General features: G+C 66.4%; 23 protein-coding genes and 1 tRNA gene. 6 read left to right on the forward strand and 18 right to left on the reverse strand.

What is annotated here, in order from left to right; genetic code table 11:
* Window positions 1-59: 59 nt before the first annotated feature.
* Window positions 60-797 (reverse strand): response regulator transcription factor, encoded by a 738-nt coding sequence (locus NA3_RS02875; protein WP_084490925.1) that lies wholly within the window; start codon window positions 795-797, stop codon window positions 60-62.
* Between the two features lie 172 nt (window positions 798-969).
* On the opposite strand from NA3_RS02875, the gene NA3_RS02880 reads away from it, so the two are divergent.
* Window positions 970-1,176 carry a hypothetical protein gene (locus NA3_RS02880; RefSeq protein WP_062962054.1) on the forward strand — a complete coding sequence of 69 codons (207 nt, stop codon included), beginning with the start codon at window positions 970-972 and terminating at the stop codon, window positions 1,174-1,176.
* Between the two features lie 103 nt (window positions 1,177-1,279).
* Here NA3_RS02880 and NA3_RS02885 read toward each other — a convergent pair.
* The 3 genes from NA3_RS02885 to NA3_RS02895 form a co-directional block, all read right to left on the reverse strand.
* Window positions 1,280-1,351: transfer RNA gene (locus tag NA3_RS02885), tRNA-Thr, on the reverse strand.
* A 158-nt stretch (window positions 1,352-1,509) separates the two neighbouring features.
* A complete protein-coding gene (locus NA3_RS02890) occupies window positions 1,510-1,752 on the reverse strand; it encodes an MbtH family protein (RefSeq protein WP_011207082.1) in 243 nt (80 codons plus the stop codon).
* Window positions 1,753-1,910: 158 nt separating this feature from the next.
* The gene (locus tag NA3_RS02895; protein ID WP_062961987.1) at window positions 1,911-2,750 is read right to left on the reverse strand and encodes an alpha/beta fold hydrolase; all 840 of its coding nucleotides are present in this window, start codon (window positions 2,748-2,750) and stop codon (window positions 1,911-1,913) included.
* A gap of 266 nt (window positions 2,751-3,016) precedes the next feature.
* Between NA3_RS02895 and NA3_RS02900 the strand changes: the two genes are divergently transcribed.
* Both NA3_RS02900 and NA3_RS02905 read left to right on the forward strand, forming a co-directional pair.
* Window positions 3,017-3,187: a hypothetical protein gene (locus tag NA3_RS02900; RefSeq protein WP_157110959.1), complete on the forward strand. Its 171-nt coding sequence runs from the start codon at window positions 3,017-3,019 to the stop codon at window positions 3,185-3,187.
* Window positions 3,188-3,272: 85 nt separating this feature from the next.
* Complete coding sequence (locus NA3_RS02905) at window positions 3,273-4,820, forward strand: alpha,alpha-trehalose-phosphate synthase (UDP-forming) (RefSeq protein ID WP_062962055.1); 1,548 nt, start codon at window positions 3,273-3,275, stop codon at window positions 4,818-4,820.
* Between the two features lie 359 nt (window positions 4,821-5,179).
* Here the strand turns inward: NA3_RS02905 and NA3_RS02910 are convergent, their stop codons facing one another.
* From NA3_RS02910 to NA3_RS02965, 12 genes are all read right to left on the reverse strand, one after another.
* Window positions 5,180-5,677 carry an Rv1363c family protein gene (locus tag NA3_RS02910; protein WP_062961989.1) on the reverse strand — a complete coding sequence of 166 codons (498 nt, stop codon included), beginning with the start codon at window positions 5,675-5,677 and terminating at the stop codon, window positions 5,180-5,182.
* Window positions 5,674-6,492: an Rv1363c family protein gene (locus NA3_RS02915; RefSeq protein WP_062961990.1), complete on the reverse strand. Its 819-nt coding sequence runs from the start codon at window positions 6,490-6,492 to the stop codon at window positions 5,674-5,676. The genes NA3_RS02910 and NA3_RS02915 overlap by 4 nt, the downstream gene beginning before the upstream one ends.
* On the reverse strand, window positions 6,489-7,913 hold the full coding sequence (locus NA3_RS02920; protein WP_062961991.1) for an MCE family protein: 1,425 nt from the start codon (window positions 7,911-7,913) through the stop codon (window positions 6,489-6,491). The genes NA3_RS02915 and NA3_RS02920 overlap by 4 nt, the downstream gene beginning before the upstream one ends.
* Window positions 7,910-9,154, reverse strand: a complete 1,245-nt coding sequence (locus tag NA3_RS02925) for an MCE family protein (protein WP_062961992.1) — start codon at window positions 9,152-9,154, stop codon at window positions 7,910-7,912. Before NA3_RS02925 ends, NA3_RS02920 begins: the two co-directional genes overlap by 4 nt.
* A complete protein-coding gene (locus NA3_RS02930; RefSeq protein WP_062961993.1) occupies window positions 9,151-10,416 on the reverse strand; it encodes an MCE family protein in 1,266 nt (421 codons plus the stop codon). Before NA3_RS02930 ends, NA3_RS02925 begins: the two co-directional genes overlap by 4 nt.
* Window positions 10,413-11,474, reverse strand: a complete 1,062-nt coding sequence (locus tag NA3_RS02935) for an MCE family protein (protein ID WP_062962057.1) — start codon at window positions 11,472-11,474, stop codon at window positions 10,413-10,415. The genes NA3_RS02930 and NA3_RS02935 overlap by 4 nt, the downstream gene beginning before the upstream one ends.
* The gene (locus NA3_RS02940; protein WP_084490928.1) at window positions 11,471-12,502 is read right to left on the reverse strand and encodes an MCE family protein; all 1,032 of its coding nucleotides are present in this window, start codon (window positions 12,500-12,502) and stop codon (window positions 11,471-11,473) included. The genes NA3_RS02935 and NA3_RS02940 overlap by 4 nt, the downstream gene beginning before the upstream one ends.
* Complete coding sequence (locus NA3_RS02945; RefSeq protein ID WP_062961994.1) at window positions 12,499-13,716, reverse strand: MCE family protein; 1,218 nt, start codon at window positions 13,714-13,716, stop codon at window positions 12,499-12,501. The genes NA3_RS02940 and NA3_RS02945 overlap by 4 nt, the downstream gene beginning before the upstream one ends.
* Before the next feature lie 5 nt (window positions 13,717-13,721).
* Entirely contained in the window at window positions 13,722-14,573 is an 852-nt protein-coding gene (locus tag NA3_RS02950; RefSeq protein ID WP_062961995.1) for an ABC transporter permease, read from the reverse strand.
* Window positions 14,574-14,577: 4 nt separating this feature from the next.
* On the reverse strand, window positions 14,578-15,342 hold the full coding sequence (locus tag NA3_RS02955) for an MlaE family ABC transporter permease (RefSeq protein ID WP_062961996.1): 765 nt from the start codon (window positions 15,340-15,342) through the stop codon (window positions 14,578-14,580).
* 279 nt (window positions 15,343-15,621) lie between these two features.
* A complete protein-coding gene (locus tag NA3_RS02960) occupies window positions 15,622-16,539 on the reverse strand; it encodes a 3-oxoacyl-ACP reductase (RefSeq protein WP_062961997.1) in 918 nt (305 codons plus the stop codon).
* Window positions 16,540-16,583: 44 nt separating this feature from the next.
* On the reverse strand, window positions 16,584-16,772 hold the full coding sequence (locus NA3_RS02965; protein WP_030518642.1) for a ferredoxin: 189 nt from the start codon (window positions 16,770-16,772) through the stop codon (window positions 16,584-16,586).
* A 209-nt stretch (window positions 16,773-16,981) separates the two neighbouring features.
* Between NA3_RS02965 and NA3_RS02970 the strand changes: the two genes are divergently transcribed.
* Together NA3_RS02970 and NA3_RS02975 are read left to right on the forward strand one after the other, a co-directional pair.
* Window positions 16,982-18,175 carry an acyl-CoA dehydrogenase family protein gene (locus NA3_RS02970; protein WP_062961998.1) on the forward strand — a complete coding sequence of 398 codons (1,194 nt, stop codon included), beginning with the start codon at window positions 16,982-16,984 and terminating at the stop codon, window positions 18,173-18,175.
* Window positions 18,176-18,225: 50 nt separating this feature from the next.
* Window positions 18,226-19,323 (forward strand): acyl-CoA dehydrogenase family protein, encoded by a 1,098-nt coding sequence (locus NA3_RS02975; protein ID WP_062961999.1) that lies wholly within the window; start codon window positions 18,226-18,228, stop codon window positions 19,321-19,323.
* Here NA3_RS02975 and NA3_RS02980 read toward each other — a convergent pair.
* Window positions 19,320-19,874, reverse strand: a complete 555-nt coding sequence (locus NA3_RS02980) for an AAA family ATPase (protein WP_062962058.1) — start codon at window positions 19,872-19,874, stop codon at window positions 19,320-19,322. The genes NA3_RS02975 and NA3_RS02980 overlap by 4 nt on opposite strands.
* Window positions 19,875-20,034: 160 nt before the next feature.
* On the opposite strand from NA3_RS02980, the gene NA3_RS02985 reads away from it, so the two are divergent.
* Entirely contained in the window at window positions 20,035-20,454 is a 420-nt protein-coding gene (locus NA3_RS02985; RefSeq protein WP_062962000.1) for a VOC family protein, read from the forward strand.
* A 43-nt stretch (window positions 20,455-20,497) separates the two neighbouring features.
* Here the strand turns inward: NA3_RS02985 and NA3_RS02990 are convergent, their stop codons facing one another.
* Window positions 20,498-21,310, reverse strand: coding sequence for an alpha/beta fold hydrolase (locus tag NA3_RS02990; protein ID WP_062962001.1), 813 nt, complete (start codon window positions 21,308-21,310; stop codon window positions 20,498-20,500).
* Between the last annotated feature and the right edge of the window lie 24 nt (window positions 21,311-21,334).

Raw genomic sequence — 21,334 nt, forward strand, 5'->3', positions numbered from 1 at the left:
CACCGCGTCGGCGCCGGCCGGGTCACGGTCGGCGCGCTCGCGCACCGAGCGCGGATCGCTCATTTCGCCGACGACCGGCTGCGGCTGGGCGCGCGCATCACGTAGCCGACACCGCGCAGCGTGTGGATCAGCCGGTCGGGACCGGTGTCGACCTTCTTGCGCAGGTAGGAGACATAGGTCTCCACCACGCCCACCTCGCCCCCGAAGTCGTAGCGCCAGACGTGGTCGAGGATGCGCGGCTTGCTCAGCACGGTTCCGGCATTGACCATGAAGTACCGCAGCAGGGTGAATTCCGTCGGCGAGAGCGCGACCGGTTCCCCGGCCTTCCACACCTCGTGGGTGTCGTCGTCGAGTTCGATGTCCTCGAAGCGGATGCGCGAGGATTTCGTCTCCTCCACCACGTGACCGGAGCGGCGCAGAATCACCCGCAGCCGCGCCACCACCTCCTCGAGCGAGAAGGGTTTGGTGACGTAGTCGTCGGCGCCGAGGGTGAGGCCGGTGATCTTGTCCTCGACCTCGTCACGCGCGGTGAGGAACAGGACCGGGGCGTCGATGCCGTCGGCGCGCAGCCGGCGCAACAGGCCGAAGCCGTCCATGCCGGGCATCATGACGTCGACGATGAGGGCGTCGGGCCGGAACTGCTTGGCCCGGTCCAGCCCTTCGGCGCCGTTGGCGGCCGTGGCCACCTCGAACCCCTGGTAGCGCAGACTCACCGACAGCAGTTCGACGATCATCGGTTCGTCGTCGACCACCAGCACCCGAGCCTCGGGGGTTCGATTGCCAGCCACTCCGTTCATGCCGGCTATCGTCTCTCCTGCAGCCCGGAATGCGCTGAACGTTGTCTGGGAGTTTCCTGCGAGACCCCTGCGGGGCAGGTCGCGGGTGGGAGGCGCTCAACTGTCGTCACGGCGGTGCGGGTCGAAGCATGCTGCGCCGGAAAAGAGCAGAATGGACGGCGGAAAGGTCGTCATGCGAGCGCTACAGGGTCTGCTCAATGTGGTGGTGGGCATCCTGACGGCCGTGTTGGGCACGGTGGTCGGATTGCTGGCGGCCGTGGTGTGCCTGCTCGGCGCCGTCCTGTGCGCCACGATCCTGCTGATCCCGCTGGGAATTCCCGTCTTCAAGCTCGGCAGCCGCCTGTTCGGACTGGCCCGCCAGCTGATGCACCTGCCCTGACCTCCCGGGCGGCTTCGTCACGGCTCACCTTCGTCGGCGCCCGCCTGCGTGCTCGGCCGACGACAAAGGCTCCGACCCGCATTCGCAGGTCGGAGCCTCTCGGAGCCCCCTGTCAGGATTGAACTGACGACCTTCGCTTTACAAGAGCGGTGCTCTACCACTGAGCTAAGGAGGCGGGTGAAGCGGTGACATCATAACCGGGGCGAGGGCCGTCCGGAAAAATTGCTCACCACCGTCGGAGGGATCGACGGATCGCAGCGGCTGCGTAGGCCCCTCAGGGCGTCACGCAGCCGCCGATCACCGTCGCTCCGCGCAGTTTCGTCCGGCGCGGAATCAGGACTGGGCGCCCTGGCGAGCCGCGTCGTCGGCGGCCATCGCGTCACGCAGGCTCTTGGGCCGCATATCCGTCCAGTTCTTCTCCACGTATTCGACGCAGGCAGCGCGGCTGTCCTCGCCGAACACCACTCGCCACCCGGCCGGGACCTCGGCGAAAGCAGGCCACAGGGAATGCTGCTCCTCGTCGTTGACCAGAACGAAGAAGCGGCCGTCCTCGTCGTCGAAGGGGTTGGTGCTCATTTCACCTCACTGGATGCTGGCGCTGTGTACGGGAACGCGCTGGATACGGAACTCGCGGGGCGCGGGCACGAGCCGAAACCGACCTGAGCCGACCGACCAGAGCCGTAGCCCCCGAGCGATGTGTCGACACTAGCAAGACCGACGTTACGCGTTGGCGGTTACCTCGAGCCCGCGAAGAAATCGAGCAGGATCTTATTGACCGCCTCCGGACGTTCCAGATACCCGTAATGCCCGGCGTCGGGGATCTCCTGGTATCGGGCGTCGGGAATGACTTCGGCCAGCTCACGGGTCAGATACGCGGGAATCATCCGGTCGTCGGCGAATCCGATGGACAGACACGGCACCTTGATCGCGCGATAGGCCTGCAACCGATCGAAATCGTGATCCATCCGGCGCTGCGCCCGGATTCCCGGCGATGCCGGTCCGCCGGTGAATTCGAACAGGTCCAGCCAATCGCGCGCGGAATTCGGGTCGGCCATCGTCGCGGGCGAAAGATTCATCACCGCGGTCACGGCGGCCTCGTATTTGGCGGGCAGTCGCACCCCGGAGGCGTCGAGTTCGTGTTCGCCGAGCGAGAGCGTCTTCTGAAATTGGTCGAGCCGCGCGTGTCCGGCCATGAATACGGCTTTACGCACGAGGTCGGGACGCGCGAGAGCCAATTCCTGCGCCACCCGCGCCCCCATCGAGGTGCCGGCGACCAGGGCCGGGCCCTCGTCGAGAAATTCGATCAGCGCCGCGGTGTCGGCGACCAATTCGTCGATGGTCATCCCGTCGGGCGCCTCGTAGGACGGAGCGATGCCGCGATTGTCGAACGTGCACACCCGGTAACCGGCAGCGACCAGCGCCGGAACCTGGTGCAGCTCCCACACCCGGCCGGGGCTCCCGGTGCCCATGATCAGCACGACCAGCGGGGCAGCCCCCTTGGTGTCGGTGCCTTTGGCCTTGTCTCCCTTCACCTGGTAGTTCAGCGAGATTCCATTCACCGTGGCCAACGGCATAGTGCTGCGACCCTTTCCACTCGATTCGTGCGGTGCTCGATACACGCAGTGGGCGAAATACGCCTCCCTACCAACGTTATAGGTTTCGGGGGCCTCGGCGTTTCGCCGGTGTGACAGGTCTCGCCCGCGCAGTTGCGGTTCGGCGGCGGTCGGTACCGAGTCGACGGGCCCCTGTGCGGCGACCGATACCATTGACAGCGCACGGCGCCGACACCACGACGGTCGAACCCAACCGCCGTGCCACGACCCCGAGCCGAGAGGACACGATGATGGCCGCGAAGAGCGCCAACGACATCGCGGACGACGACCTGGAACCGCTCGCCGACGAGACCGCACGGCAGGCACAGCGCGTCGTGGCCGCTTACGCCAACGATGCCGACGAATGCCGGATGCTGCTGTCGATGCTCGGAATCGGTCCCAGCGCACGCAGCGAATAGGACGAGCGCCGCAGCGCTCATAACAACTGAAATCCCACGCCTAGCTCCGCCATTTCGGCGACCGGAGGATCCAGCAGTGGACCAGATGCGCGACATACGCAGCGATCGATCTCGAGACCCTTCGCCGGAAACCGAATCCGCACCAGCAGACCGTCCCGGCGGTGCCGGATCCGGTTTCGTCGTGGTCGCCAACCGGCTCCCGGTCGACCTGGAACGTCTCCCGGACGGTACCAAGCGGTGGAAGCGCAGTCCGGGTGGCCTGGTGACGGCCCTGGAGCCGGTACTGCGCAACAACAACGGCGCCTGGGTGGGCTGGGCCGGCGTCCCCGATGTGGATGTCGACCCGATCATCGAGGACGGCCTGGAGTTGTATCCGGTGCCGTTGACCGCCGAGGAGGTCGCCGCCTACTACGAGGGATTCTCCAACGGCACGCTGTGGCCGCTCTATCACGACGTGATCGTGCGGCCGGAGTACCACCGGGACTGGTGGACCGCCTATGTGGACGTGAACCGGCGCTTCGCCGAATACACCGCGAAGGTCGCCGCCGAGGGCGCGACGGTGTGGGTACAGGACTACCAGCTGCAGCTGGTGCCGAAGATGCTGCGCATGCTGCGGCCCGATCTGACCATCGGCTTCTTCCTGCACATCCCGTTCCCGCCGGTGGAGCTGTTCATGCAGCTGCCGTGGCGCACCGAGATCGTGGAGGGTCTGCTCGGCGCCGACCTGATCGGCTTCCACCTGCCCGGCGGCGCGCAGAACTTCCTCTACCTGGCGAGAAGGCTTGCCGGACAACCCACCTCGCGCGGCACGGTCGGCGTGCGGTCGAAACTCGGTGTGGTGCAGGTCGGTTTCCGCACGGTGCGGGTCGGCGCCTTCCCGATCTCGATCGCCTCCGCCGAACTCGACGAGCTGTCGCGAAGACGGTCGGTGCGTGAGCGCGCCGCTCAGATCCGCAGGGAACTGGGCAACCCCAAGCACATCCTGCTCGGCGTGGACCGCCTGGACTACACGAAGGGCATCGACATCCGCCTGGCGGCGCTGCAGGAACTCCTGCACGAGGGCCGGCTGGACCCGGCCGAGACGGTGATGGTGCAGCTGGCCACGCCGAGTCGCGAACGGGTGGAGAGCTACATCCAGATGCGCGGCGACATCGAACGTCAGGTCGGCCGGATCAACGGCGAATTCTCCCGCGTCGGTTACCCTTTCGTGCACTATTTGCACCGGCCGATCCCCCGCGACGAACTGGTCGCCTTCTTCGTCGCCGCCGACGTCATGCTGGTGACCCCGCTGCGCGACGGCATGAATCTGGTCGCCAAGGAGTACGTGGCCTCCCACAGCGGCCTCAACGGCGCCCTCGTACTCAGCGAATTCACCGGCGCCGCAGCGGAATTGCGGCAGGCCTACCTGTGCAACCCGCACGATCTGGACAGCGTCGAGAACGCGATCATGTCCGCGATCGAGGACGATCCCGAAACCAAGCGCCGCCGGATGCGTTCGCTGCGCCGCCAGGTGCTGGCCCACGACGTGGACCGCTGGGCGCGCTCGTTCCTCGACGCACTGGCCCAGGATCGGGTGGCGGGTAGTGCGCTGCTCACCGACGCGGATGTGGATCCGGGAGGCGCTGAGCGCTAGGCCCGCGGCAAGCGCTCCTCGGCGGGGCCGGGCAGGGCGATCGGCGATTGCACAGCGACCCGAGGCGGGTACACCCTTCGAACCGACCCTCCGGCAGCCGGAGAGCGCCGCCCACACCGAATCTCGGTCCTGGCCTCCGCCGGGGCCGGCGGTCGCCGCACACCGCCACCCCGGATTCCGCCGCACCCGCCGGATCACCGCACGGTCGTCGACCGCGCGGCACAGGCGCGCTTCACCGGCGGGAGATCTGTGCCGCGACCGGAGCCGGTATCGACCACCGATCCCGCCTCGGAATCGCTGTGCCGTCGACGGTAGGGACGAACCCTTAACGGGGATAACGGGATTCGCTTAACGCGGTATCAGATCGGGGTGATGGCGTCGACCAGCCAGTGGCCGCCGTCCTTGTCCAGAGCCACGCGGACCCGGCTCGGGGTCACGGTCCCCTGCGGGGAGTCCTTGCTGGTGGTCACCTGATTCAGGTACAGCAGGACCACCGCGTGCGAGCGCTCCGCGGACACCACACCGGCCGCCGTGGTGCTGGCCTGCACGGTGAGCTGCTTCTCCTTGGCGCCGGGCGCGATCGCCTGCTGGATCAGCTTCAGGTAGTCCTTGCGGAACGACGGGGTGAGGTTGTCGGCCGATTTCGGCAGCTCGGCGTCGACGGTCTTGAAGTCGTAGGTGAACACCGACTCCACCGCGTGCCGGGCCGCGGGCACCGAGTCGGTGCGGGCCTGCTCGATCTGTTTGTCGGACCAGTACTTGTAGCCGGTGACCGAGGCCATCGCGACCGCGGCCACGAACAACACCGCCGCGCCGACGAACAGGATGGGACGTAGTGTGCCGGAAGCTTTGCTCATGCCACGAACTCCACTTGCGAGGCGGTGATACCACCGTTGTCGGCGCGGTCGACCGTGACCCGGAAGCGGTAGTAGCGCTCCTGCGGGTCCTTGGCACCGGCATTGGTCAGGGTCTGCTTGGCCGCGACCAGCACCTTCGCGGTGTGGTCGTCCTGGCTTTCGACCGCGGTTTCGATGATCTCGCCGCTGGCCTTCACCTTGGCCTGCTGCACGACCTGCGCGTAGGCGTCCTTGCGCTCGGAGTACTCCTGCTTGAGCTGCCCCGAGGCGACCGAGAGCACCCGGTCGATGTCCTGCTTCGCGGTGTCGTCCTTGATATTGGTCAGATTGAGGATGGCCTGCTTGGCGGTCTGCTCATATTCCGCGCGCTGGTCGGCCTGGGTGCTGACCTGATGCTGGTGGTAGGCGAAGAAGCCGCCCGAGCCGACCAGCAGGATCAACGACAGCACGGCCACCACCGCGGCGGCCCAGCCCAGCGGGCCGAGTGAGCGCTTCGGCGGCGCGGGCTCGTCCTCGGCGGCGGCATCAGCGGTGGTGTCGGACACGATCTCCGAGGACGATTCCTTCCCGCTCCCGGACGATTTCCCGCGCTCCGGCGAGGCCGTTGCGAGCTTCACCGTCTCGTCCGCGGTGCCGGGCTTCGAAGTAGCGGCGGCGGCCTCGGCTTCGGCGGATCCCGTGCCGAGTTTCACGGTCGCGTCCGCGGCCGGCGCACTCTCGGTCCGCTCGACCGCGATCGCCTCGGTCGGCGCTCCCGCCTGCCGGCTGGCCCGGCGCCGGACGCGACCGGTGGGTGTGGAATTCGATTCGCTCATTTCTGTTGCTCCTCGAGCATCGCCTGCCAACTGGACGGTACAGTGCCCGATCCGTCGGGGCCCACATCCCCCTGTCGGTAGGTCCGGCCGTCGGGTCCGGTGAAGGTGTGGTTCTTCAGGTCGTAGGTGCGCAGTGCCGCCGCCGGTTGGCTCTGCGCGGCCGGAGCGTCACCCGGGTGGGCCGCCGGTTCACCGGACGGGGTGACCGGGTGCGGATCGCCGAACGGCGGGTTGTCGCCCTCGGGCACGTAACCCTGCGGGTCGTGGCAGAGTTCCGGACTCGGCGCCCGCTTGCCCGGCACATCCGCACACGGCGTGTTGCGGATACCGCGCACCGCTTCCTTGGCGTTCTGCGCCACCTTGCAGTAGAGATTCGGCGGCGTGTCCGGGGTGTCCTTCAGGGCCGGCGAGCGGCGCTGATCCTGCGGCAGGAAGCCGGTGGTGCAGCCGGGCGGGTCGTTGAGCCCGAGCATGAAGTCGACCATGGCGCCGTATTGCGTCGGCCCGCGGATGGATGTCAGCAGTGCCGCCACCAGTTGCGGGTAGATCACCAGGATCTGTTCGACACCGGCGTGGTAGGTCACCCCGACCTGACCGACGCTGGTCAGATTGGACAGCAGCAGCGGCAGCGTCGGCCGCAGATCCTGGAAGGTCTGCGACACCTTCTGCGCGGCCGAGGGGGTGCGGTCGAGCAACTGCCCCAGCGAGGGGTCGTGCTGTCGCAGCTGATCGGTGACGGTCGCCAAATCCTTTGTCCACGAACGAATCGCGCCGTCGGACTGGTTCTGGGTGTCGAGCAGCGGGCCGATCTTGTCGAGTAGATCCTTGGTCTCGTTCGTGTTCTTCTTCGCCTCCTGCACCAGCAACGAGGCGGAGTCGATGAACTTCTGCAGATCCGGGCCCGCGCCGTTGAACGCGGTGAAGGCATCGTCGATGACCTGGCGCAGTTTGGTATCGGCGACACTGCTGAGCAGCCGGTCGGCCTGGTCGAGCATATCGCCGACGTCCTGCGGAAGTTTGGTGCGCTGCACCGGGATCACCGAACCGTCGTGCAGATTCCCGCCGTGCGGATTCTCGGCCGGGACCAGATCCACGTACTGTTCGCCGATCGCCGACACGCTCTTCACATGGGCATCGACATCACTGGGAATCTTGAAGTCACTGTCGATCGACAGTTTGGCGTCGACCCCCTCGGGGGTCAGCTTCACATCCTCGACCTTGCCGACGTTGGTGCCGCGATAGGCGACGTTCGCGGTCGGATACAGCCCGCCGGTGGCCTCCAGCTGCACGGTCACGCCGTAGCGGCCGATGCCGAACATGGCCGGCAGGTGGACGTAGACGCCCGCCATCACGACCAGGCCGATCACGGTCAGGATCGAGAAGATCACCAACTGGGTCCGGACGAATTTGCTGAGTTTCATCGACCCGCACCCCCTTGTTGCGGCGCGGGCACCGTCAGCCCGGGTATGGCGGGCAGATTCGGAATCGGCGGCAGGCCGGGAAGACTCGGCGTCGGCGCGGCGGTGTCCGGCGCGGGCGGCGGCGGCTGCATCGGCCCGGTGACCGGGTCGCCCTTGCCCATCGCGGTATCGGGTGCGATCGTGCCGAGCGCGCCCTCGACCCCGCCGAAGCGTCCACCCAGCGGCGTGCCGGTGAGGAAGTTCGAATCCAGCCGCGCGCCGGTGATGTCGACGGTCATCAGCAGGTTGAGGTAGTCACCCTTGAGCGCCTTGTTCAGGTTGCGCATGGGGAACGGGAAGGTGAGCAGAATCTGCAGAGAGTCGGCCAATTTCGTTCCGGTGTTGGCCAGCGATTCCAGGGCCGGGTGGAGATTGGCCAGATCCGCCTTCAGATTGTCACCGCTCTCGGCGATCACCCGGTTCACCACATCACTGAGATCACCCAGTGCGGTAATGGTTTTGGTGATGTTCTCGCGGCGGTCGGCCAGCACGGTGAGGGCCGGATGCAGCTGCGTGACTGCCCGTGTCACCTGGTCCTTCTGGTTGTTCAGCTGCCCGGCGAAGCGGTCCAGCCCACCCATCGCGTCGATGATGTCCTTGGTCTGGGCGTCCAGGGTGCTGGTCAGCTGCGCCAGCTGCGGCAGCAGGTCGCGGATGGCATCGGACCGCCCGGAGAAGGTCTTGTTCAGCTCGTGGGTGATGGTCTCGAGCTGCGAGATACCACCACCGTTGAGCACCACCGACAGCGACGACAGCGTCTGCTCGGTGGTGGGATAGACACTCGCGCGCGACAGCGGGATCACATCGCCCGGCTTCAATTGCCCTTCCGGCGCAACGTCTTTCGGCGCCGACAGCTCGACGTGGTTACTGCCGAGCAGGCTGGTCTGCCCGATCGCGGCCACCGCGTTGGCCGGCAGGTGCACACCCTTCTCCAGGCTCACCGTGACCAGCGCGTGCCAATCCTCGAGCTGGATGTTCTTCACCGTGCCGACCGTGACGTCGTCCACCTGCACCGGCGAATTGCGGGTCAGGGTGGTGACATTGGGCATCTGGATCTTGATCTGCCAGGCGCCCTCACCCGTTCCGGCCGCACCGGGCATCGGGAGGGTGTTCAGGCCGTCCCACTCACATCCGGTGGCACCCAACAGGATCACCAGACCGACGGCGGCGCCGGCGAGTCGCAGTCGTCCGCGTCGCATCATCGTCCTCCTCCCGGGATCGCGAGGCCGGCCAAGCCGCTGGGCACCTCGGCCGGGGCCTCGCCGGGCGCCGGATATTGGACGCGGTCGGCCAGGCTCGGAGGCGAGAAGGTCAGCTGGTTCGGGAAGGCCTGCTGCCCGGACGCCGGATTCACCAGCAGCGGTGGGTAATTCATCATCAGCGAGCTGATCACCGGTGCCACCTGTTGTTTGCACAGGTCCGCGGTCCGCTGTGAACCGTTGTCCTCGAGCGCCTCGACGGCGCCACACAGGAAGGCGAACGGATTGCGGAAGTTCGGCAGCACCACGGCGCCGGTCAGCGTGCCCTGCGCGGGCTTGTAGATCTGATAGAAGTTCGACAGCGCGACCGGGCCCGAATGCAGGACCTGCTCGAGCTGCGGACGCTTGTCGGCCAGGATCTGGGTCACCTGAGCGAGGTTCTGCACACTCTCGGTGAGCTGGCCGCCGCGTTCGTCGAGGAACCGCTTGACGTCGGCCACCGCCGAATCGAGATTGTCCAATCCGGCGCCGAGGTCGTCGGAGACGCCCGACAGCACCGACGACACCGAGGCCAACCGGCCGCCGAACTGCACGATCTGATCGTTGCTCTTGGAGAGCACGTCGACGAACTGCTGCAGGTTGCGGACGGTGCCGAACAGATCGGTCCGTCCGTCGGACAGGGTATTCAGCGTGCTCGACAACTCGTGGAGCGTGTCCCGCAGCGCCTGGGCATTGCCGTTGGCGAGATTGTCGGACGCGGTGTTGACGAACCGTCCGAACGAGCCCTGCTGATCCTCACCGATCGGCCCCAGGGCCTTGGACAGCTTCGTCAGCTCGGCCTTGATGTCGTCCCATTCCACCGGCACGGCGGTGTGTTCGATCGGAATCACGCCGTCGTCGTGCATCTTCGGGCCGCCGGTGTACACCGGGGCCAACTGCACGAAGCGGGCCGAGACCAGATTCGGCGAGACCGTGACCGCCTTGGCATCGGCCGGGATGTCGACGCCGCGGTCGACCGTCATGGTCACCTTGGTCTTGTCCCGGCCCGGCTCGATCGCATCGATCCGGCCCACCTTGACGCCCAGCACCCGCACGTCGTCACCGGCGTACAGCCCGGTGGTGGACGGGAAATAGGCGGTGATGTGGGTCTTGCCGATATTGGTCACCGCGCCGTAGACGATCCAGCCCGCCAGCGCCACCACCAGGGCGGCGGCCACGACGCGGACCCACTTCGGCACCTTCGTGATCGTGCGAATCGCGTTCATCGCGGCGGCTCCTGGATCGCGGGCCCGATCGAGGGCGGCGGGGTGGTCAGGTACTTCCAGAACGATTCGGGCACATGCTGCGGCCAGACCAGCGCGTCCACCAGCGGCTGCAACGTCATACTCGAGGCGTTGGAGACGTAGGCCTGGAAGTACGGGCCGCTGCCGACCTGTTCACCGAGCGCCGCCTCGAACGGGCCGAGGGCGTCCAGGGCCTGGTTCAGGTTGTCCTTGTTCCGCTCGAGCAGTTGCAGCACCGAATTCAACTTGTCCAGTGTCGGTTTCAGGCTCTGCTCGTTGTCGTTGACGAACCCGGTCAGCTGCTGCGCGAGTCCGTTGACGTAGACGATCAACTGGCTCAGGGCGGTGCGCCGGGCGTCCAGTTCACCGAGCAGGTTGTTGCCGTCCACCAGCAGGGAGTTGATCTGGTTCGACCGATCCGAGAGCACCTTGGTGACGTTCTGCGCGTGCGAGAGCAGTTCGGTCAGCGCCTTGTCGCGGGCGTTCAGGCTGCGCGAGAGCTGCGTGATGCCGTCCAGGGCGGAACGCAGCGGCGCGGGCGTCTCGGCGAAGGCGTCCGACAGGGCGTCCAGGGTCTTGTCGACCTGGTCGGTGTCCAGCCCTTTCACGGTATTGCTCAGATCGCCCAGGGCGTCGTTGAGCGAATACGGAGATGTGGTGCGGTCCAACGGAATCGGCTGATCGCGGCGCAACGCGCCCGAGCCCTGCGGGACGACCTCCAGGGATTTGCGCCCGAGCACGGTGTTGGTCTTGATCGCGGCGGTCGTCTTCTTCCCCAGGACGATGGATTCGTCGAGGCTGAACCGGACCTTCACCTTGGGTCCGTCGAGGCTGACATCCTCGACCTGCCCGGATCGGACACCGGCGACCTGAACCTGGTCACCGGTCACCAGACCGCCGGCATCGGCGAAATACGCGGTGAATTCGGCGCCGCTGCGAATGAACGGAAGCCGGCCGAACTGCAAGGCGGACAACGCGATCGCGACCGCCAGCACGACGCCGACGACGCCGTGTTTGATGAGCGGGGAGGTCTGGTTCACTTCGTCGAACACCTTCCGGTCGTCTGCAGACCGGGCAGATTCACATGCATCGGCTTACCGTCCGGGCCGTCCAGGAGGAAATTCGTTCCGCACACGTACATGTTCAGGAACGAGCCGTACGAACCGAGCCGCACCAGCTCCTTGTAGGTCGAGGGCAGGTTCTGCAGGACCCACTCGACATCGTCGGACTTCTGATCGAGATTGTCGGCGACCCGGCCCAGCTGGTCGAAGGTCGCCTTGAGGTCCGGGCGCGCCTGCTTCAGCAGATCGGTGAGGTCTCCGGTAGCGCCGGCCAGTCGCGGCAGCGCCGCGCCGATCGGATCCCGATCCGCGGCCAGCCCACTCACCAGACGCTGCAATTCGGTCAGCGTGGTGTCGAATTCCTTGTTGTGATCGTCGATGGTGGCCAGCACCGTCTTCAAGTTCTCGATCACGCTGCCGATGAGGGCATCGCGGTCGGCCAGGGTCTTGGCGAACGAGCCGGAGCTGTTCAGCAGTGCGACCAGGGTGCCGCCCTGTCCCTGGAAGACCTGCAGCAGCGCCTCGGTCAGGGAGTTGACCTGCTGCGGGTCCAGGCCGCGCAGCAGCGGCTTGAAACCACCGAGCAGCATGTCCAGGTCCAGCGCCGGCTTGGTCTTGTCCAGGCCGATGGTGCCGCCGGCGTGCAGCACCTGCGCGGTGCCCGGGGCGTCCATCAGTTCCAGATACCGGTCACCCACCAGATTCTCGTAGCGGACCGCGGCATGGGTGCTGACATAGAGCTTGTACTGGCGGTCGATGTCGAAATCGACATGAGCCAGATGATCCTTGCCGACCTCGACGCTCTTCACCGATCCGACAGGCACACCCGCGATGCGCACCTTGGCCCCGGGCAGCATGCCCGAGGAACTGGTGAACACCGCGTGGTAGCCGTTCGCCCGGGCGAAACGCATCTGCGAGAAGATGACGACCAGCAGGGCCAGCACCAGAACCATCACGAGCGTGAAGATTCCGAGTTTGACGCTGGTGGCGTGCGGTTTGAGCCTCACGGGTTACCCACCCCCGGCAGGCCCGCGAACAGCAACTGGAAGACCCGGGGGCCGTTCAGGTGGGTGGACAGTTCCGGTGTGTACACCCGTCCCTCCGAGGTGTCGGTGACCAGGTAGTTCGCGTGGCTCCCGGGTTTGCGGTCGAGGACGCCCTCGCAGTGCGGGCCACCGGTCGCATTCACCTTCGGCAGATCCTTCGGATAGGTGTAGGGCGTGCCGCCCGGCATGAAGCTGGCGTTCAACGTCACCCACGGTCCGGTGCCGCCGAAGATCTCGTTGGCTCGCGGAATCGCGCCGGCGACACCTTCGACGAGGCAGTACAACGCCGGGTTGTATTCGTTGAGCAGTTCGGCGGTCGGCCGCAGCAGATCGAGGGCCGTCGACAGACCGTTCTCGTTCTCCTTCAGCACCGCGCCCGTGGTGTCGGCCAGGCCGATCAGATTCAGCAGCACGGCGTCGAGGCTGTCCTTGTGGTCGACGATGGTCTTGCTCGTCACGGACGCATTGTCGGTCGTGCGCAACAGGTTCGGCGCGGTGTCGGCATACAGGTTGGTGACGCCCACCGACGTCCGCAGATCGCGTTGCAGATCCGGCAGACTCGGGTTGATGTCGCGCAGATACTCATCGCTGTCGACCAGCAGCTGACCGAGTTTGTCGCCGCGGCCCTGCAAGGCCGTGCCGAGCGCGGTCAGCGTCGCATTCAGTTTCTCCGGCTCGATCTTGCCGAGCACATCGGTCAAATGCTGGAAGAGCGTATTGAATTCGACGGTCACCGACTGCGCGGTGAGCGTGGCACCGGCCTGCAGATGCTGGGCCGACGGAACCTCCGGCTCGACGAAATTCACAAATTTGGCGCCGAAGACGGTGGTGGACCGAATATCCACGGTCGCATTGGCCGGCACCATCTTCAGCTGATCGGGTTCGATCGCCAGGGTCAGCCGAGCATGGTCGCCGGTATACGCGATATCGGAGACGTGGCCGATCTGCACACCGCGGATCTTGACCTTCGCATCCTTGTCCATCACCAGGCCGGCCCGCGGGGCGTCGAGATAGACCGGTTTCGATGTGCTGAATCCGCCCACGAACATCGTCAGAGCGACGGCGACGATCGCGGCCAGAAACAGAATCAGCGCCACCCCCGAAAGCTTGACACCCCACCCGGCGCCGAAAAACCTTCCGGCGCCTTCCTTTTCGACGAGTTTATTTGCCGCCATACCGCCTACCCGGAGAGATGGAAGTTGCCGGAGGTGCCGTAGATCGCCAGCGACATCAGCAGCGTCACCGACACCACTGCCACCAGCGAGGCGCGCACCGCGTTACCGACCGCGATTCCGACACCGACCGGTCCACCGGTCGCGTTGTAGCCGTAGTAGGTGTGAATCATCATGACCGCCAGGGCCATGAGGATCGCCTGGACGAACGACCACAGAATGTCACTGGGAATCAGGAATGTGGAGAAGTAGTGGTCGTACACACCGGCCGACTGGCCGTAGATGACGACCGTGGCGAAGCGGCTCGCGACGAACGACGCGATGACCGCCAGCGCGTAGAGCGGAACGATCGCGATCATGCCCGCCAGCACCCGGGTGCCCACCAGGAAGGGCATCGGCCGGATCGCCATGGATTCCAGGGCGTCGATCTCCTCGGCCACCCGCATGGCGCCCAGCTGGGCCGTCGCGCCGGCGCCGATGGTCGCCGCGAGCCCGATGCCGGAGATCACCGGTGCCGCGATGCGCACATTGAGGAACGCGGCGAAGAATCCGGTCAGCGCCTCGACACCGATATTGCCCAGAGAGCTGTAGCCCTGCACCGCGATGGTGCCGCCGGTGAACAGGGTGAGGAAGCCGACGATCACCACCGTGCCGCCGATCACCGCCAAAGCGCCTGTGCCCATGCTGATTTCGGCGATCAGGCGGATGGTTTCGGTGCGATAGTGCGAGAACGCCTTCGGCACCGAGGCCAGAGACTTCGCGTAGAACTGGGCGTGATGCCCGATTCCGTCCATCGAACCAGAAACCCGCCGCACACGTCGAACAGTACGGGGGAAGCGGGACTGGATTACGAACGCCATCGGATCACCGCACCGTGAACTTGAGACCGACGGCGGTGACCACGACGTTCACCACGAACAGAGCCATGAAGGAGAAAACCACCGTCTGGTTGACCGCGTCACCCACACTCTTGGGACCGCCCTTGACGTTGAGACCGAGATAGCAGGCCATCAGCCCGGCGATCAGACCGAACAGCGCGGCCTTGACCTCGGAGATCACCAGCTCCGGCGTATGGGTGAGCAGGGTGAGCCCGTTGACGAAGGCGCCGGGGTTGACGCCCTGCAGCAGGACCGAGAACAGGAAGCCGCCGGCGATGCCGATCGTCGAGACCAAGCCGTTGAGCAGCGCCGCGACGAACATCGAGGCGAGGACGCGGGGCACCACCAGGCGATGGATCGGGTCGATACCGAGCACCTTCATGGCGTCGATTTCTTCCCGGATCGTGCGCGCGCCCAGGTCCGCGCAGATCGCGGTGGCGCCGGCGCCGGCGACGATCAGCACCGTCACGATCGGACCGACCTGGGTGATCGTGCCGAACGCGGCGCCCGCGCCCGAGAGATCGGCCGCGCCGATCTCTCGCAGCAGAATGTTCAGCGTAAAGCTCACCAGAACCGTGAACGGGATCGCGACCAGGATGGTCGGGATGATCGACACCCGTGCGACGAACCACGACTGGTCGACGAATTCCCGTCGCTGAAATGGCGGACGTATCAAGGCCCGCGCCACAGCGGCCACGAGTTCGAAGAACCCGCCGACCGCACGCAACGGCACGGCAAGAACCTCGTTCATTCCGCGATTCCTCCTTGCCGACCCGTACGCGCAACGCTGCGCCAGCGAGCCTCCACACCTCTTCCGCTCCGAAGATTAGAACACGTTCACATCGAATCGGAAGAGAATTTGACATTTTTGACCTGCTCTTTTCATCCGAGCTTCACCTCGGAAGCTAGAACAGGTTCATACGGTGTATAGAACGCCTTTGTGAGGCACCCCACAACCATCGACCCCCATGTCTACCAAGTGCGAGACCGCCGATCAACCGGAGTTGGTCGGATGATCCGCACCCGATAATCAGCCGAGATCGTGCAGCGAACTCGCAGAAAACGTACGCCCGGCGGGGCGCTCGGCGAAGTAGGCGCCGAGTGTGTCGGCGAGTGCGTCCGCATTCCATTCCGCGCCGGCGGCGTCGAAGCGGGCCTCGACTCGAGGCGCGGCCATCAGCGCGACCATCGGGCCGTAGACGACGAATACCTGACCGTTGATCGCATCGGCGCCCGGAGAGGCCAGATAGGCGACCAGCCGGGCGACGTGGTCCGGCGACAGAGGGTCCACATCCCCGTCGGGAGCGGCGGAGAAGACCGATTCCGTCATGGCCGTCCGAGCCCGCGGGCAGATGGCATTGGCGCGCACGCCGTATCGCGACAAACCACGCGAGGCGGACAGTGTCAGCGCGGTGATTCCGGCTTTCGCGGCCGCGTAATTCGGCTGCCCTTCCGGACCCAGCAAACCGGCTTCCGACGATGTGTTGATCAGGCGCCCGTAAATTGGAGCACCGGATTCCTTCGATTTACCGCGCCAGTAGGCGGCGGCATTCCGCGACAACAGGAAATGGCCGCGCAGATGGACCGCGAGGACCGCGTCCCAGTCCTCGTCGGAGAGATTGAAAAGCATGCGGTCACGGACGATTCCCGCATTGTTCACGACGATGTCCACACCGCCGAACGTCTCGTCCGCCGTGCGAATCAGGGCGTCGGCGGTGGCGCGCTCGGCCACACTGCCACCCACGAATTCCGCTTTCGCGCCCAGCGCACGGATATCGGCGAGGGTGGCGGCCACCGCATCGCTTTCGGCCAGATCGTTGACCACCACCGAGGCGCCGGCCCCGGCCAGCGCCAGCGCTTCGGCCCGCCCGAGGCCCGCGCCGGCTCCGGTCACGATCGCTACCTTGCCGGACAGATCCGTCCCCGGCTGATTCGACGATTCACTCACGCCGTGACTCTAGAACGTGTTCCAGTTATCGGCAAGCATCCATTTCACTGCAACCGCAGGGCAGCCTTGGGGCACTGCGCGACGGCGGTCTCGACATCGGAGAGCCGGTCCTCGGGCACGTCGGCGGTGAGGATGTGCAACTGGTCCTCATCGTCGAGTTCGAAGACGTCGGGGGCGATTCCGACGCAAATACCGTTGGCCTCGCACTGATCGAAATCCACACTGACCTTCATAGACAACTCCTTCACCACCAGGTAGTGCCGAGCCTACAAGCCCGGCCGGGCCACTGCGGCCGAAGCGGCCGGATTCGGTTTCCATACTGGAACATGTTTCAGTAGATATGCAATGATCGACGTCAGGGCAGATCGGCCCCGGCGCTGATCGTCACAGGGGCGATGTCGTCACATCCGCCATCACCATCACCGAGTACGAGGTAACCGCCATGCGGATTGCTTATACCGAGCAACAGGAGCAGCTGCGCGCCGAGCTCCGCGACTATTTCGCCAAGCTGATCACGCCGGAGCGCCGCGAGGCCCTGTCGTCGCAGACCGGTGAGTACGGGCACGGCAACGTCTACCGCGAGGTCGTTCAGCAGATGGGCCACGACGGCTGGCTCACCCTGGGCTGGCCCAAGGAGTACGGCGGCCAGGATCGCTCGACGATGGATCAGCTGATCTTCACCGACGAGGCGGCCGTCGCGGGTGCGCCGGTGCCGTTCCTGACCATCAACTCGGTGGCGCCGACGATCATGCACTACGGCACCGAGGAGCAGAAGAAGTTCTTCCTGCCCAAGATCTCCGCGGGCGAACTGCACTTCTCCATCGGCTACTCCGAGCCCGGAGCCGGCACCGACCTGGCGTCGCTGCGCACCACCGCGGTCCGCGACGGTGACGACTGGGTGATCAACGGCCAGAAGATGTGGACCAGCCTCATCCAGTACGCCGACTACATCTGGCTGGCCGCGCGCACCGACCCGACGGCGAAGAAGCACAAGGGCATCAGCATGTTCATCGTGCCCACCTCGGCCGAGGGCTTCTCCTGGACCCCGGTGCACACGATGGCCGGGCCCGACACCAGTGCCACCTACTACCAGGATGTGCGGGTGCCGCAGTCGGCGATGGTCGGCCCCGAGAACGGCGGCTGGGCGCTGGTCACCAACCAGCTCAACCACGAGCGGGTCGCGCTGACCTCGGCGGCTCCGCTGGCGCTGGCGGTCGCGCAGACCACCGAATGGGCGCGCGACACCAAGGATTCCAGCGGTGCGCGGGTGATCGACAACGAGTGGGTGCGGCTGAATCTGGCCCGCGTGCACGCCAAGGTGGAATTCCTGAAACTGCTGAACTGGGAGATCGCCTCGGGCGCCGATGCGGGCGGGGATGCCGCGCCCCGGCCGTGGGATGCCTCCACCTGCAAGGTGCTCGGCACCGAATTGGCCACCGAGGCCTACCGACTGCTGATGGAGATCCTCGGCCCGCAGGCCTATCTGCGACAGGACTCCCCCGGCGCGCAGCTGCGCGGACGGCTCGAGCGGATGCATCGCGCCTGCCTGATCCTGACCTTCGGCGGCGGCACCAACGAGGTGCAGCGCGACATCATCGCGATGACCGCCCTGAAACAGCCCGCTGCCGCCCGCTGAGCCGCGGACCGGTCGGAAACGTCGGAAACGCCGAAGAACTAGGAACAACGATGGATTTCACACTTACCGAGGGGCAGCAGGATCTCGCGCGGCTGACCGGCGAGGTCTGCGCCAAACTGGTCACCGCCGACCGGCTGCGGGAACTGGACAAGGCCGAGGTCCGCTTCGACGAGCAGCTCTGGCGGTCGCTGGCCGAGACCGGAGTGCTCGCGGCCGCGCTGCCGGAATCGGTGGGCGGCAGCGGCCTGGGGGCGCTGGAACAGACCGCGATTCTGCGGGAGATCGGCAAATCCGCCGCCCCCGTTCCCTATCTGTGGTCGGTCGTACTCGGCGCCGGTGCACTGGCCCGCTGGGGTGACCGGGCGCAGCGCGAGCTCGCGGCGAAAGCCGGTGCGGGCGAGACGATTCTGACCGTGGCGCTGTCGGAGGAACGCAACTGGGAGCCGGCGAAGCCCACCACGACCGCGACCGAGGACGGCGGCTGGAAACTCGTCGGCGCCAAGACGGTTGTTCCCTTCGCCGCGCAGGCCGCGCGAATCCTGGTGCCCGCCACGGTCTCCGGCAAGGCCGCGGTCTTCCTGGTCGACCCGGCGGACGCGCGCGTCACGCCGCAGCAGGTGGTCGACCGCAGCCCGCAGGCCGAGGTCGAATTCGATTCCACCCCGGCCGAATTGATCGGCACCGTGGACGACGGCGCGGAGATTCTCGCGTGGCTGCTGAACCATGGCTGGCTCGGCCTGGCCGCACAGCAGCTGGGAACCCTGGAGCGCGCGATCGAACTCGTCGCCGAATACGGCCGCGAGCGTGAGCAGTTCAATCGCAAGATCGGCAGCTTCCAGGCCGTCGCGCAGCGGCTGGCCGACGGCTACATCGATCTGCAAGGACTGCGGCTGGCGGTCACCCAGGCCGCGTGGCGGGTCGACGAGGGGCTGCCGGCGGACGCGGAGATCCACACCGCCAAGTTCTGGGCCGCCGAGGCCGGTCACCGCATCGCCCACACCGTCGTGCATGTGCACGGTGGCGTCGGCATCGACCGCGACCACATCGTGCAGTGCTACTTCACCGCCGCCAAACACAACGAATTCGCGCTCGGCGGCGCCACCGATCACCTGCGTGCTCTGGGCACCCTCCTGGCCGAGGCCCATTAACGCAGGCGCTCGCCCGGGCCGATCCGCCGCTCCACCGGTTCGGCCCGGGCGAGAATTTCTTCGACGGTTTCCTCGACCGTGAGATCCGTTGTGTCCAGCCATAATCCGATGCGCGGCGTTTCCGCGTGCAAGACGGTGTCGAGCTGTTCCACGGTGAAGACGCCGTAGGCCTTCTTGTCCCTACCCGCTTCACGCCGGGCTACCGCGGCCGGACGCGGAGTCAGCACGACCACGTACAGCGGATCGGTGTGAATCTGCTCGATCATCCACGGCAGCAGGTCGCCCAGGACGACGTCCTGAACCACCGCCGTGAACCCCGCGGCGGCGTACTCGTCGGCCGTCGCGGCCGTCAGACGATGGCGTAACCGCAACTGCCGCATGGCTTCTTCGCTGGGCTCGCCCGACATCTCGGCGCGGCCGCCCACGACGAAGCGGCGGAACACGTCCCCCCGAACGTGCGCGGAACTGGGCAGTCGTTCGGCGAGGGCCTGCGCGACCGTCGATTTTCCGGCCGCTTGGATGCCGGTGATGAGATAGACGGCACTCGTCATGGCCGGACGGTATCGCGCGGGACATCCGACCGCGAGCGATTTTCCCGATCGGAGCGCCATCGATGCAGCTCAGAGGGGGTACGTCGAGGTGCCCGATGAGTTTGCCACGCCCGCGGCGTCTGTACTGACGACACGTATGGATGCCGCGAGAGGAACGACCATGGCCAGCAAGATGATCTTCATCAATCTCCCCGTCGAGGATCTGGAGCGGTCCACATCGTTCTACGAGGCGCTGGGCTGGAAGGTGAATCCGGACTTCACCGACGAGAACGCCGCCTGCGTGGTGGTCGACGACAACATCTGCCTGATGCTGCTGGTCCGGCAGTACTTCGACACCTTCACCAACCGCCCGATCGCCGACACCCGGGCGGCCACCGGCTCGATCTACGCGCTGTCGCTGGGCAGTCGAGCGGAGGTCGAGTCGCTGATCGCGGCCGCGGTGGGCGCGGGGGCCACCGAGGAGGTCAGCGAGGACAAACGCGCCCAGGAGGAGGCGGTGGGCATGTTCAGCCGCGCCTTCGTCGATCCCGACGGTCACCACTGGGAGGGCTTCTGGATGGATTATCCGGGCGGCAACTGACCCGCTCCGGGTGAGCGAGCGACCGGCCGCTCACCCGGGTCCTTCAGGCCGTCTGCGCGTCCAGGAAATTCACGATCTTGGCGTGGAAACCGGCCGGATCCTCGCCCGGAGCGCCGTGGCCGGCGTCGATCTCGGCGTAGCGGGCATCGGGTATCGCCGCCAGCAGCTGCTGCTGTTGCGCCGCCGGAACGACCCGATCGTGCGCACTGGCGAGGATCAGCGTCGGCGCGGTGATGCGGCCGAGCAGATCGGTGAGATCCACGGTGCGATCCACCTCGGTCTGCCGTGCGGCGCCGCGCGCGATCACCTTCGCCAGCTGTTCGACCAGGGTCGCGTTCTCCTCCGCGCTCGTCCGTTCCCAGTAGCGCGGACCGAATGCCATCAGCGGCAGCATGTGCGCGAACAGGCTGGTGCCGAAGGCGGCATCGGCGCGCAGCAGCTCGATCCAGTAGCGGAATTCGGCATCCATCCGAGCGTCGGTGCGCACCCAGCCCGCATGCATCAGCAGGGAGCGAACCCGGTCGGGTGCGGTCGCCGCGACGTGCGCGGCCACCACCGCACCCAGGGAATGCCCCACCAAATGGAATCGGTTCAGTCCGGCGTGGTCGGCGACGGCGCGCACCTCGGCGGCCAGATCGGCGACGGTGAGCGGGCCGCCGTGGTCGACGGTGTCGCCGGAACCGGAATAGTCCAGTGCCACAACGGTATAGCGGTCGGCGATGTCGGCGGTGAGTGGCGCCCACTGGTCGCGTGCCGCCGCCGTGCCGTGCACCAGCACGACGGCCGGACCAGTACCGGTCACGTCGTAGGCGACCTCGGCGGTGCCTGCACCGATTCGGGCGGTTGCGAATGTCATCGAATATCCTCGTCTCGCAGTGGT

This window comes from Nocardia africana NBRC 100379, assembly GCF_001612635.1.
Classification (GTDB): Bacteria; Actinomycetota; Actinomycetes; order Mycobacteriales; family Mycobacteriaceae; genus Nocardia; species Nocardia africana.

Bases quoted from the DNA above. Each gene is read 5' to 3' on its own strand.
- NA3_RS02920 (WP_062961991.1), bottom strand. From the start codon at position 7,913: ATGAAACTCAGCAAATTCGTCCGGACCCAGTTGGTGATCTTCTCGATC.
- NA3_RS02905 (WP_062962055.1), top strand. From the start codon at position 3,273: ATGCGCGACATACGCAGCGATCGATCTCGAGACCCTTCGCCGGAAACC.
- NA3_RS02930 (WP_062961993.1), bottom strand. From the start codon at position 10,416: ATGAACGCGATTCGCACGATCACGAAGGTGCCGAAGTGGGTCCGCGTC.
- NA3_RS02900 (WP_157110959.1), top strand. From the start codon at position 3,017: ATGATGGCCGCGAAGAGCGCCAACGACATCGCGGACGACGACCTGGAA.
- NA3_RS02950 (WP_062961995.1), bottom strand. From the start codon at position 14,573: ATGGCGTTCGTAATCCAGTCCCGCTTCCCCCGTACTGTTCGACGTGTG.
- NA3_RS02970 (WP_062961998.1), top strand. From the start codon at position 16,982: ATGCGGATTGCTTATACCGAGCAACAGGAGCAGCTGCGCGCCGAGCTC.
- NA3_RS02990 (WP_062962001.1), bottom strand. From the start codon at position 21,310: ATGACATTCGCAACCGCCCGAATCGGTGCAGGCACCGCCGAGGTCGCC.
- NA3_RS02985 (WP_062962000.1), top strand. From the start codon at position 20,035: ATGGCCAGCAAGATGATCTTCATCAATCTCCCCGTCGAGGATCTGGAG.
- NA3_RS02895 (WP_062961987.1), bottom strand. From the start codon at position 2,750: ATGCCGTTGGCCACGGTGAATGGAATCTCGCTGAACTACCAGGTGAAG.
- NA3_RS02925 (WP_062961992.1), bottom strand. From the start codon at position 9,154: ATGATGCGACGCGGACGACTGCGACTCGCCGGCGCCGCCGTCGGTCTG.
- NA3_RS02880 (WP_062962054.1), top strand. From the start codon at position 970: ATGCGAGCGCTACAGGGTCTGCTCAATGTGGTGGTGGGCATCCTGACG.
- NA3_RS02890 (WP_011207082.1), bottom strand. From the start codon at position 1,752: ATGAGCACCAACCCCTTCGACGACGAGGACGGCCGCTTCTTCGTTCTG.
- NA3_RS02980 (WP_062962058.1), bottom strand. From the start codon at position 19,874: ATGACGAGTGCCGTCTATCTCATCACCGGCATCCAAGCGGCCGGAAAA.
- NA3_RS02955 (WP_062961996.1), bottom strand. From the start codon at position 15,342: ATGAACGAGGTTCTTGCCGTGCCGTTGCGTGCGGTCGGCGGGTTCTTC.
- NA3_RS02915 (WP_062961990.1), bottom strand. From the start codon at position 6,492: ATGAGCGAATCGAATTCCACACCCACCGGTCGCGTCCGGCGCCGGGCC.
- NA3_RS02975 (WP_062961999.1), top strand. From the start codon at position 18,226: ATGGATTTCACACTTACCGAGGGGCAGCAGGATCTCGCGCGGCTGACC.
- NA3_RS02965 (WP_030518642.1), bottom strand. From the start codon at position 16,772: ATGAAGGTCAGTGTGGATTTCGATCAGTGCGAGGCCAACGGTATTTGC.
- NA3_RS02910 (WP_062961989.1), bottom strand. From the start codon at position 5,677: ATGAGCAAAGCTTCCGGCACACTACGTCCCATCCTGTTCGTCGGCGCG.
- NA3_RS02875 (WP_084490925.1), bottom strand. From the start codon at position 797: ATGAACGGAGTGGCTGGCAATCGAACCCCCGAGGCTCGGGTGCTGGTG.
- NA3_RS02945 (WP_062961994.1), bottom strand. From the start codon at position 13,716: ATGGCGGCAAATAAACTCGTCGAAAAGGAAGGCGCCGGAAGGTTTTTC.